The organism is Flavobacterium sp. KACC 22761, from assembly GCF_034058155.1.
GTDB lineage: Bacteria > Bacteroidota > Bacteroidia > Flavobacteriales > Flavobacteriaceae > Flavobacterium.
Genome location: NZ_CP139148.1, coordinates 1,401,739 through 1,413,290, shown reverse-complemented (window position 1 = coordinate 1,413,290; position 11,552 = coordinate 1,401,739). Strand labels below are relative to the sequence as shown.

Here is an 11,552-nt window from a genome sequence, read left to right as displayed (position 1 = left end):
CCATCTTTGCATTGTTGAATTTGAGAAACAGATTCATTTATAAAAACTTTAAAATACTATACGCCATGAACGAAATGAAAAACAGAGTGCAATTGATTGGGAATGTTGGAAATGACCCAGAGATTAAAACATTAGAAACAGGTAAAAAGCTTGCGCATTTTACTATTGCAACAAACGATTATTACAAAAACGAGAAAGGAGAGAAAGTGCAGCAGACGGAGTGGCATCGCGTGACTGCGTGGGGAAAAGTTGCCGAAATTGTTGAAAAATACGTAGTAAAAGGCAAGGAGGTCGCTGTTGAAGGAAAATTGACACACCGAAGTTATGATGATAAAAACGGGGAGAAAAGATATGTAACTGAAGTTGTTGTAAATGATATTTTATTGCTCAGCAAATAACATTTTGTTTTTGATATTCAAACCCGACAGTCCCGTCCCGAAGTTTCGGTATCGGGACTGTCGGGTTTTATGTTTAGAATTATAAAACAGAAACTCCGTTTATATCAGTTGTTAATACTTCACTCATATAATTAAAAAAAGGACGCATATTTTTAAAAGCATCTAAAGCCAATTCTAAAAATTGCGGACTTAAAACTTCTTCATCTGAAAATCGTTTTATAACCAAAAATTGTTTGAAACGCAGTAAATCAATAGCTGGATGATCTACGTCGAAACCTTTTGGTTTTGTTTTAAGTTGCTCACCTTGCAAAGTTCCGAAGTTCGTGATGAAAGATTTTGAATTTAATATTTTTTGAAAACTTTCGGGATCTAATGCAAATTCGGCTCTTATTCGTTTTAAATCTTGAGCATTTGGTCCCCAAAATCCGCCTGCAAAAAAACTATTTCCTTTTTCCAAATGAAAATAATAACCGCCGCGACGTGCAGCAGTTGCGCGAGTATAACTGCCTCCCCAAAAAGTTTTGAAAGGCGTTTTGTCTTTTGAAAACCGAATATCTCTATAAATTCTATAAACACTTTTTTTGCCCGAAGCATTTTCTAAAACATCAGTTTTGGCTAATTCTTTTAGTAAAGCTCCTGCAAAAGTTTCAATATGATTGAGTTCCATTAAATATTGTGCTTTATGAGCTTCAAACCAAGGTTTGTTGTTGTTTTCTTTGAGTTGAACCAAAAAATCAAGACTTGATTTCGGGATTGTGACGTTGTTTTCCATAGTTGAATTTAAAATCAAAAGAAGATGCAATTTAAAACTAAAAAACCCACCAGAGAAATCTGATGGGTTTTGTTTATATCGTTAAGCCGTTTTTTTGAATAAATCAAACATAGGACAGCGTGAGCAACGCTTCTTTTCGCTTTTTTTGTATTTCTCACAGCAAGAAGATTTACAGTTTTCAATCTTCTTAATCTTGTCAAGGATATCTTTATTCTTTTTTTTCTTTTTATCCTTTTTCTTGTCCTTGTCTTTTTCTTTCTTGCTCAAAATTTCCCTCTGTATTATTAAAAACAGAGCAAATATAAAGTAAAAAAGTTATTTTTAAATATTCTAAATAAACTTTAACTTTTTTTATTTTGGATTGATAGCTATTGAGCTTGTAACTGTTAATTGCTGAATATCACGATCAAACAAGTAAAGTCCGCCTTTATCATCACCAATCAAGTTGATTTTGTCCAAAATTGATTTTGCTGTAGCTTCTTCTTCAATTTGTTCAGAAACATACCATTGTAAGAAATTATGTGTTGCATAATCTTTATCTTCAAAAGTGATATGTACCAGTTCATTGATCGACTTTGAAACAAAAAGTTCGTGGTTATAAAGCTCCTCAAACATTTCTTTAAAAGTAGAATAGCTGGTTTTAGGCGCTTTTAGATCGGTAACGTGAGCGTGTCCTCCGCGTTCGTTTACATACTTTACCAATTTAAGCATGTGTGCACGCTCTTCATCTGACTGTGTGTACATAAATTGAGCGATTCCCTCTAATCCGTGCACTTCAGCCCAACAAGCCATAGAAAGGTAGGTTTGCGAAGATTCTGCTTCTATGCGAATTTGCTTGTTTAAAGCTGTTTCAATATTTTTTGATAGCATAATGATGTCTTTTCTGTAAAATTAACAAAAATTATTCATTCCATTTTTTAGAAACAGCCAAAACATTAGTGGTATAGATTAATTAGCAATCAAATTAATTCCTGTTTGCTGGCATAGATTTGGTAAAAATAGCTTTGTTCATGATTGGGTTTCCAGGGTTTTGATCCATGAAACCATCTGTAAACTTGCGCATGATATAGCTTTTCGTAACATTATCATAATAGCCTAAAATATAGAAATCAGGAACTTTAAGAATGCTCACTAAAGAAATATTTTTGCTTGTGCTCAAAAAATAGTTGAGATTGTCAATTGCCAAAGGTTCTAAGCGACTGTTGTTTACAAACTCAGAATCAGAATTTAATGCGGCATCAAAGAAAACCATTTTACTGGCATTTTGAACATTATTAAAATCCATTCCGTTATAACTTAGTCCAATAGTTTGGTAAGCCGCAAATCCGCCAAAAGTGATAAAAGTATTTTGTTTGCTTTTGAATGCAGAAAGTGCTGAATTTACTGTAGATAGTTGTTTTAGAAATTTACTTGTGGTTTTTAATTTTATTGGTTTTTCGTCATTTATTTGCAAAAACATTGGCGAATTTTTAAAAGTGATGCTGTCATTTTTTGATACAGAAACATTTTTAATGCTTTTTCCCGAGTCAAAATCTTTTATACTAAATAACAGTTGGTCGCTATTTGAACTAATTTGATATAATTTTTTTTCGAGATAAAAAGAATTTGTTGTCGAAGGCGTTTGCGTCGTTGGAGTATCAAAAATTTTTTCAGTTACCGCATTGGTTTCAAAATTTAAATGAAACGCTTGAGTGCGTTTTGTATTATAATCAAATGTTAGCACAATTCCGTCGTCCTGTATGTACATTTTGCTTTTGTTTTCGCTTTTTTCCAAAGAAGAAAAATCGTCAGATTCCATTTTTTCAATAGGAAAATGGTATTGGACCAATGCAGTAAAAGACACACCTTGTCCTTTTTCATTTTTAAAAGAAAAAGGAGTGAAATCGAACATTTTTATTTCGCATTTTTCATTTCGGAATTCAAATAAAAGCAAATGTTCCTGATCTTTTTCTTTTGAAACAACATAAAAAGCATTGTTTTTTTGGAAAGAAGTTATTGTATTTCCTGTATTTGCAGGAAAATCAAAACTCAACGGATTTGATGTTTTGGTTTCGAGATTGTATTTTATAATTCGAATGTTTTTATGATTTTCTGATCCCCAATAAAGTGTTGGATTTCCATCTTCACCAATGCTATAACCAATTAAAATTCTCTTTTGTTCAGCGCGAAGCGTGTCCTTGAACTGATTTGTAAGGAACATTGATTTGTTGTACTTTAAAATAGTGATGGTTTTATTGTCTGCCGCAAAAACATATACTTCGTGTGTTTTGACATTTTCAGCGTTTATAAGCTGACCATTTTCTATCGGTTTGTTTAAATTTAAAACGGAAGAATTTAATATGGTCTGACTTACCAATATTGATTGCGAAAGCAAAAGCAAGAAAAGCAGTGATTTTTTCATTGATTTGGTGGGATATATTTTCAAAATTAATGAAATAAAATGATTTTTTGCAAAGTAAAATTCAGACTAATTTGCGACGAATTTCTTTTTTATGATCCATAAAAAAAGCTCCAAAGAAATTTCTTTGGAGCTTTTTTTTGAGTTAGAATTGAAATTATCTCACTCTAAAAGTAACTCTTCTTGCTAATCTTCTAGCTTCTTCAGAGTCTTTTTGGATAGAGGTATCGGCACCTTCTGAAATAACGTTTAATCTTGAAGATGAAATACCAGCTTTTTCCAAAATAGTTTTCACATTTGTGGCTCTTAGATTTGCTAACTTATTGTTGTAATCTGAACTTCCTACTTGATCTGCGTGACCCACAACATCAATAGACGCTGATGGATTTTTTCTTAAATAAGCTAAAATTACATCAATTGCAGATGTTGAACTTTCAATTGGAGTAGATTTGTTGAAATCAAAATAAACGCTGTAATATTTATCGTTGATCATGTCTTTAACCACGTCTTTTTCAGCAACAACATTGTTAATTGGTTTTTCTACAATTACTTGTTTCTCTGGCACATTCTTAATTTGTTGCTCAAGTCCTGCTACTTTATCTTCTAAAGCAGTAAGATCAGTATTGTTAGAAGTCGAAACCCAATCAGCGTGTTTAATATTTTTACCTAGATAAACTTGCAAACCAACAGTTCCATTAAACATTAATCCTGAGAAACCTCTGTTTCCTGTTAAACTAGCACCATTAAAAGTATGATCTTGATAGGCATTTAAAATTGTACTTGCATCGGCAGTCAAAGCAATTCTGTCTGTTAATCGTACCTGTGCTGTTAAACCAGCAATTGCATTTCCAATTTTGTCTTTAACATGATAATCTTTGTTTTCCAATTGGGCAACCCCAAAACCAGCGTGTGCCAACAAACCAAAGGTATTTGTCCATGTTTCGAAATTCATGATACGTCCTAAGTTTGCCACACCTTGCAAGTCAAATCTGTAGTATTTTGAATCAAAAGGAAGAGAGCTGTCTTTTTGCTCGCTTAAACTATTGTATCCAAAATCGGCTTTTAAACCAAACTTGTTATTCAACATGTATCTTACACCTAAATCAGCTGTAAAAGGGTTGATTCTTGGGCTGTAATAACTGCTTGAACTGAATGGACGTTGTGTTTTGTTAAAACCACCATCAAGTTCGATAGACCATTTGTTGTAATTATCGGTAGTCTTTGTTTTTGTTTGCGCGCTTACATGCATGATGCTTAGTGCAAATGCGAGGGTAATTACAATTTTTTTCATTGTTAATTTGAGATTTTTAAATTTGGCTCAAAAGAACAATGTATTGTAGGAATAATCCCCCACAATAAGTTTTAAACGTAATAGAATAAGACTTTTTTTAAGGTTGCATTTTAGTGCTCCATATTCATCAAATCCTGAAAGAAATCGACAAATTGACCCATATGCAAACCATCCATTAAGCCGTGATGAACATAGACTGCCATTGCGATGGTTCTTTTTCCGGTTTCTGAAACCATCATTTTTCCAAAAGAAACTTTAGGACAGCTGTCAGGAAAAGTAAAACTGCGAGCATGTGTAAGCGATGTGAAATTCAGCCACGGAATTGCCGAAAAATGAATCAAATTATCATCATTGAATTCTCTTGTGAAGAGTCCGGTTGTGTTTTGAATGCGCTCAATTTCGGCCAATGCATTTTTTTCGAAGATTTTAAAATCGGGATTATATTCAACTAAAGAAAATCCGAAAGTTCCGTCTTCACGCCCGATTGTTGCCGATGCATCGATGCGATCATTAATGTATATTTTATCTTCTGAAATTCTGTATTTGAAATTTTCAATTGCATTTACGGCAACTAATGTTTTATGTAAATAATAGATGAAAAAAGAAGTTTTTAGTGTTTTTGCCGATTGATATGCCTTTGTGCAATCAATTTCTACAGTAGCACCAAAAAAAGGTTCTTCCATTTGTTTGAAATGGGCAAAATGCTCTTTTCTATTCCAATTATCTAAGTCTAAAAGTGTTTTCATTATAATAAATTCGGAACCACTTGCGCAATTGTTTCAAAAGAACTAAAATGCTCGTGTTCGATAGTATGATTAATTTTTTCATGTTCCCAAGTAGTATGAAACGGAATATGGACTGCATAACCGCCAATTCCTAAAACCGGCAAAACATCTGATTTTAGTGAGTTTCCAATCATCAAAAATTCGTGTGGCTCAATATCTAAACGGCCTAAAAGTTTCTGATAATCAATTTCCTGTTTGTCTGACATTACTTCAATATGATGAAAATAATGTCCCAAACCAGAACGGTGCAATTTGCTGTGCTGATCTTTTAAATCGCCTTTTGTGGCAACAACCAGTTTGTATTTGCCTTTTAAAGCTTCGAGTGTTTCTTCGATTCCGTCTAAAAGCTCGATTGGTTTTTCTAATAATTCTTTTCCGTATTGAATGATTTTTTCAATTACAGCAACAGGAATCGTATTGTTTGAAATGTTCATTGCGGTTTCAATCATCGAAAGAATGTAGCCTTTGATTCCGTAACCGTATAAAGGAAGATTTGCAATTTCAATTTTGAATAATTCCTGTGAAATTCCTTGATGTGAAAGATAATCTTCCATCAAAGCGCAAAATTTATGTTCGGTTTCTTGGAAATAAGGTTCGTTCACAAATAAAGTATCATCAGCATCAAATGCGATTACTTTTAGGTTTGGTATTTTAGTTTTATGTAACATGGTGTTTTTGTTTAAAGTTTAAGGTTTTCTTTGTTTCAGGTTTTTCTGCCACGACCCGAGCGATAGCGAACAGGCGAAGCAATTCACGAATTACAATAATTATTGCCACAGATTACTGGGATTAGAAGGATTTTTAAATAAATCTACTCAAATCTGCGGGAGAACTTTTTCTAAAATTAATTAATAATCTGTGTTAATCCTTTTAATCTGTGGAAATCTGTGAGCTGATTTTTTACTTTATAAACAGCTTTTTCAAAGAAATGGTTTTATCATAAAACGTAATTCGGATTCCGAAAAGCAGAATGATTCCGCCGAAAACCATCTGTAAAGTTATTTTTTCTTCCAAAAACAACCAAGCCAAAATGGATGTAATTACCGCTTGACTTAGTAAACTCAATGATACTCTGGTTGCGCGCATGTGTTGTGTAGCATAACTAATCGAAAGCCAAGCACACAATTGGCAAATTACAGCTTGAAGAATCAGAACAAACCAGCCTGCATTTGAAAATCCTCTGAAAGGTTCGTTTAGCGCATAACATAAAATTCCCAAATAGATACTTGAAGCTGTTAAACTGATCGTCATAAACGAAAGCACATCAACTACTGACAGTACATTTTTGCTGACCAAAAGATAAATCGAATATAAAATTCCCGATAAAACTGCAAATAGGAAAGCCTGATTGAAGTTTAAATCAATAAAAAATTCAAAACCAACTAAAGTCACCATTCCGAATAAAGCAACGAGCGTTCCAATCCAGAAATTTGTTGCAGGTTTTGATTTTAAAAATAAAAATGAACCGACGCCAACCCAAACCGGTGATAAATTTGTCAGCAATGAAGCTTGCGTCGCGCTTGATTCTTGAATAGCGATATTCCAAACGGCAACATCTGAAGCAAATAAAATACCGCAAAGTGCTGCCAAAAGTGCAAATTTCAAACTTGGAAGCCTAAAGTTATTGCTCAAAATTACATAAGGAAAAAGCAAGGTCACAGCAAAAAACATTCGGTAAAAAGCCGAAATTAAGCCTGGTGTTAAGCGTAATTTTACCAATATTGGAAAAATTGATATGCAAAGTATACCGCAGATTAGGGCTAATCTTGGTTTGGTGAGTTTCATTTTGTTTGTTTTTTAGGCGTCTAGAAAAAAGCAAATTGCGTGAATCAATTAATAATGTTAACCGATTCACGCAATTTTGCATGTTTTACAAAACTTAGTTTACAGTCGCTCCATTAGGTGCATCAGCATCTGGGTTTACGAAAACTAATTTTCCTTCGGCATTTGTTGTCATCAAGATCATTCCTTGGCTTTCAACACCACGTAATGCTCTTGGTGCTAAATTTGCCAAAACAGAAACACGTTTTCCGATGATTTCTTCTGGAGAAAAACTTTCAGCAATTCCCGAAACAATCGTACGAACATCGATTCCGGTATCTACTTTTAAAACTAAAAGTTTGTTTGCTTTTGGCATTTTTTCAGCTTCCAAAATAGTTCCGATACGAATATCCATCTTCGCAAAATCCTCAAACTGAATTAAATCTTTTTGTGGTTCTGGTTGTTTGCTTTCAGCAAGATTTGCCGTTTTTGTTGCTTCCAATTTATCTATTTGTTTTTGTATTTCTTCGTCTTCGATTTTAGCGAAAAGCAACTCTGCTTCGCCAATTTTGTGTCCAGATGCAATTAATTCTGAATTATCTGCAACATCAGACCACTTTAGGTTTCCTTCATTTTTAAGGATTCTTGAAAGTTTTGCAGCAGTAAAAGGCAAAAACGGTTCTGCTAAAACGCTCAAAGCTGCAGCAATTTGCAACGCCACATACATTTGAGTTTTTACACGCTCCGGATTGTCTTTCATTACTTTCCAAGGTTCTTCATCAGCAAGATATTTGTTTCCTAAACGAGCCACATTCATCAATTCGCCTAAAGCTTCACGGAATCTGTAACGTTCCACTGAACTTGCAATTACTGCTGGATACGCTTTTAATTCGGTTAAAGTTTGTTCGTCAACTTCTGTAAATTCGTTTGGAGTTGGAATAACGCCATCATAATATTTGTTGGTTAAAACCACAACACGATTCACAAAGTTTCCAAAAACAGCAACTAATTCATTGTTGTTTCTAGCTTGGAAATCTTTCCAAGTAAAATCGTTATCTTTTGTTTCAGGCGCGTTTGATGTCAATGCATAACGCAAAACATCTTGTTTGTCTGGGAATTCTTCTAAATATTCGTGCAACCAAACCGCCCAGTTTTTAGAAGTCGAAAGTTTGTTTCCTTCCAAATTCAAAAATTCGTTTGCTGGAACGTTATCTGGCAAAATATAACTTCCTTCCGCTTTTAACATTGCTGGGAAAATGATACAGTGGAAAACAATATTGTCTTTTCCGATAAAGTGAACCAATTTCGTTTCTTCATCTTTCCAATACGGTTCCCAATCTTTTCCTTCACGCGCGGCCCATTCTTTTGTAGAAGAAATGTATCCGATAGGCGCATCAAACCAAACGTATAATTTTTTGCCTTCAGCCCCTTCAACAGGAACATCAATTCCCCAATCCAAATCACGCGTTACAGCACGAGGCTCTAATCCTGCGTCAATCCACGATTTTACTTGTCCGTAAACATTAGTTTTCCAGTCGTTTTTATGTCCAACTAAAATCCATTCAGTTAAGAAATCGGTATATCTGTCTAAAGGTAAAAACCAGTGTTTAGTTTCTTTTAAAATTGGAGTTTCTCCAGTAATTGTCGATTTTGGATTGATCAAATCTGTCGCGTTCAAAGTAGATCCACATTTTTCGCATTGATCTCCGTAAGCTTCTGGATTATCACATTTTGGACAAGTTCCTACAACAAAACGATCGGCCAAAAACTGATTCGCTTTTGCATCGTACAATTGTTCAGTAACTTCTTCAATAAAATCTCCTTTATCATATAATGTTCTAAAGAATTCAGAAGCTGTGTCATGATGAACTTTTGCAGAAGTTCTAGAATAATTATTAAATGAAATTCCGAAATCAGAAAAAGATTTGCGGATAATTCCATCATATTTATCAATAACTTCCTGTGGCGTGATTCCTTCTTTTTTGGCTTTCATCGAAATTGCAACGCCGTGTTCATCGCTTCCGCAAATAAATGCTACATCTTTTCCTTGCAGGCGCAAGTATCTCGAATAGATATCTGCAGGCACGTAAACTCCCGCCAAATGGCCAATATGAATAGGTCCATTGGTGTAAGGCAATGCCGCCGTGATTGTATATCTCTTTGGATTCTGTGTCATAACTCAATTTTATTGAGTGCAAAAATAAGCAATAGAATTGAGATTTTGATATTACGTGGAGATTCGCTGAAGTTTTTAATCTCGCAAAGACGCAGAGTCGCAAAGATTTGTTTCATGCAGATTGAGCAGATTTAAGTTAAAATCATTTAAATCCTTATCAATCTGTGGCTAAAATTAAAAAACTTTGCGACTCTGCGTCTTTGCGAGATTATTTCATTGCAATACCTAACTTTTTTGTGAATTTCTTTGGAATTCACCACTAAAATAGAACCAGTTTAAACTAGCGTTCGCATTAAAATCTTCAAAATATATTTCGCAATCTTTGCATCCGAAAAAATAAAATTTATGAGCAAGACTAAATTAATCATCAATAAAAACGGATCAATCAAAATTGAAGGCGATTTTGAAATCATGGATCCAGAAGGAACACTTTACGGATTACAAGGAAGACAAGCATTAGGACTTTGCCGTTGCGGACATTCTGCAAATAAGCCATTTTGCGATGGTGCGCATAGAAACAACTTTGAACACGATTCAAAAGCGTTTGATTTGCCTCCGATGAAAACAAACTAAGTTTTTTAGTTTGACTAGTCCTAAATAATCGATACAGATTATTAGACAAATATATTTAATTAAACACCTGTAAGAACTTTTTTTGCAGGTGTTTTTGTTTTATAAGTTCTCATTTCTACTATGTTTTGTTTGTGCATTTGATTGGGTGTTAGCATATAATTAGAATAATGGGGTCTTTCATTATTATAAACCTCAATTGCATCTTTTATTAAAATCTTCATCACAGCAAGTTGCTGATTAAATTTATCAATATTAAATTCTTGTTTTAAAATTCCATTTATTCTCTCCGCCACTGCATTTTCATAAGGATCAGAGTTTTGTGTCATACTGCATCTTATATTGTTTTTATATAATAGTTTTTGATATTGATCAGAACAATACTGAAGTCCTCTATCTGAATGGTGGATTAATGTTTTTCCTTTGTCTCGGCGCTGTTTTATTGCATTTTTTAAAGCTGTTAAACTGCTTTTAGTATTCATATTATCTGCCACATAAAAACCCATTATTTTTTTAGAGTAAGCATCTGTTATAAGACTTAAATAACATGGATTCTCTCTTTTTCCGACATAAGTTATGTCTGATACCCAGACTTGTTCTGGTCTGCAGATTTTTAAATCCAATATTAGATTCTCATGCTTTCTAAATCTATGATGAGAGTTTGTTGTTATATGATAAGAACGCCTAGGTGTTATTAATAAATGATTAGCTCTAAGTATATCTATAAATTTATCCCTGCCGATTTTGAGTTGATTCAATTGGATTTTTAAAAGATAATACAGTTTTTTTGCCCCTATTCGGGGCATTGTATTTCTAATTTTCAAAACCAGACTAATAACTTCTGAGGCAATAAGCTTTCTGGAACTGGTTCTTTTTATTCTTCGATAATAAACCTGTCTGTCTATCCCGAACAAAGTACAGGCAAACATTATTGTTTGTTGATGTTCTTCTTTAAAATGTTCGATTGTTCGGGTGGTGAGTTTTTTCGAATGTCAATTTGATATTCTTTTTCTGCTATATCAATCATCATATCGAAAATAATAGCTTTTTTATCGGCAACGTAAGCCTGCTGTTCTAAAAATGATTTTTGTTTTTCTAATAATTTCACTTTGGCTTCAAGTTCCATTATTTTTTGTTCAGGAGATTTTGGCATAGCAGAAGGTGTTTGATTGTCCCAATCAAAGTTACCAAATTTTCGAAGCCATTGAACGATTGTAGAACGGGACTGAATGGCATAATCTTTTTTAACCTGGGAAATTGAAATTCTTCCTTGTTCTATTTCCTGAACAATTTGAAGCTTAAAAGACATGCTGTAATCTTTTTGGGTGCGCTTTACATAGCGTAATTCTTGATCTTTTTCCATAATGATACTTTTTGTGTATCGCTATTTCAGGACAAGAC

General features: G+C 33.7%; 13 protein-coding genes. 2 read left to right on the top strand and 11 right to left on the bottom strand.

Annotation, left to right across the window (positions count from 1 at the left end; all coding sequences use genetic code 11):
- Positions 1-65 precede the first annotated feature (65 nt).
- A complete protein-coding gene (locus tag SCB73_RS06235; protein WP_320569220.1) occupies positions 66-398 on the top strand; it encodes a single-stranded DNA-binding protein in 333 nt (110 codons plus the stop codon).
- 79 nt (positions 399-477) lie between these two features.
- Here SCB73_RS06235 and SCB73_RS06230 read toward each other — a convergent pair whose 3' ends face one another.
- The 9 genes from SCB73_RS06230 to metG form a co-directional block, all read right to left on the bottom strand.
- Positions 478-1,170: a DUF2461 domain-containing protein gene (locus SCB73_RS06230; protein WP_320569219.1), complete on the bottom strand. Its 693-nt coding sequence runs from the start codon at positions 1,168-1,170 to the stop codon at positions 478-480.
- Between the two features lie 81 nt (positions 1,171-1,251).
- Complete coding sequence (locus SCB73_RS06225; RefSeq protein ID WP_029271150.1) at positions 1,252-1,437, bottom strand: hypothetical protein; 186 nt, start codon at positions 1,435-1,437, stop codon at positions 1,252-1,254.
- An 84-nt stretch (positions 1,438-1,521) separates the two neighbouring features.
- On the bottom strand, positions 1,522-2,040 hold the full coding sequence (locus SCB73_RS06220; protein WP_320569218.1) for a ferritin: 519 nt from the start codon (positions 2,038-2,040) through the stop codon (positions 1,522-1,524).
- A 94-nt stretch (positions 2,041-2,134) separates the two neighbouring features.
- Positions 2,135-3,571: a hypothetical protein gene (locus tag SCB73_RS06215; protein WP_320569217.1), complete on the bottom strand. Its 1,437-nt coding sequence runs from the start codon at positions 3,569-3,571 to the stop codon at positions 2,135-2,137.
- Positions 3,572-3,725: 154 nt separating this feature from the next.
- On the bottom strand, positions 3,726-4,859 hold the full coding sequence (locus tag SCB73_RS06210) for an OmpA family protein (RefSeq protein ID WP_320569216.1): 1,134 nt from the start codon (positions 4,857-4,859) through the stop codon (positions 3,726-3,728).
- 110 nt (positions 4,860-4,969) lie between these two features.
- Positions 4,970-5,605 carry a chloramphenicol acetyltransferase gene (locus tag SCB73_RS06205; protein WP_320569215.1) on the bottom strand — a complete coding sequence of 212 codons (636 nt, stop codon included), beginning with the start codon at positions 5,603-5,605 and terminating at the stop codon, positions 4,970-4,972.
- Positions 5,605-6,312 (bottom strand): HAD family hydrolase, encoded by a 708-nt coding sequence (locus SCB73_RS06200; protein ID WP_320569214.1) that lies wholly within the window; start codon positions 6,310-6,312, stop codon positions 5,605-5,607. Before SCB73_RS06200 ends, SCB73_RS06205 begins: the two co-directional genes overlap by 1 nt.
- Positions 6,313-6,544: 232 nt before the next feature.
- Positions 6,545-7,429, bottom strand: a complete 885-nt coding sequence (locus SCB73_RS06195) for a DMT family transporter (protein WP_320569213.1) — start codon at positions 7,427-7,429, stop codon at positions 6,545-6,547.
- Between the two features lie 94 nt (positions 7,430-7,523).
- The gene (gene metG / locus SCB73_RS06190; RefSeq protein WP_320569212.1) at positions 7,524-9,581 is read right to left on the bottom strand and encodes a methionine--tRNA ligase; all 2,058 of its coding nucleotides are present in this window, start codon (positions 9,579-9,581) and stop codon (positions 7,524-7,526) included.
- Positions 9,582-9,926: 345 nt separating this feature from the next.
- Between metG and SCB73_RS06185 the strand changes: the two genes are divergently transcribed.
- Positions 9,927-10,154, top strand: a complete 228-nt coding sequence (locus SCB73_RS06185) for a CDGSH iron-sulfur domain-containing protein (protein ID WP_111377641.1) — start codon at positions 9,927-9,929, stop codon at positions 10,152-10,154.
- A 59-nt stretch (positions 10,155-10,213) separates the two neighbouring features.
- On the opposite strand, the gene SCB73_RS06180 is transcribed toward SCB73_RS06185, so the two are convergent.
- Both SCB73_RS06180 and SCB73_RS06175 read right to left on the bottom strand, forming a co-directional pair.
- On the bottom strand, positions 10,214-11,080 hold the full coding sequence (locus SCB73_RS06180; RefSeq protein WP_204251648.1) for an IS3 family transposase: 867 nt from the start codon (positions 11,078-11,080) through the stop codon (positions 10,214-10,216).
- The gene (locus SCB73_RS06175; protein WP_204251647.1) at positions 11,080-11,514 is read right to left on the bottom strand and encodes a hypothetical protein; all 435 of its coding nucleotides are present in this window, start codon (positions 11,512-11,514) and stop codon (positions 11,080-11,082) included. Before SCB73_RS06175 ends, SCB73_RS06180 begins: the two co-directional genes overlap by 1 nt.
- Positions 11,515-11,552: the final 38 nt, after the last annotated feature.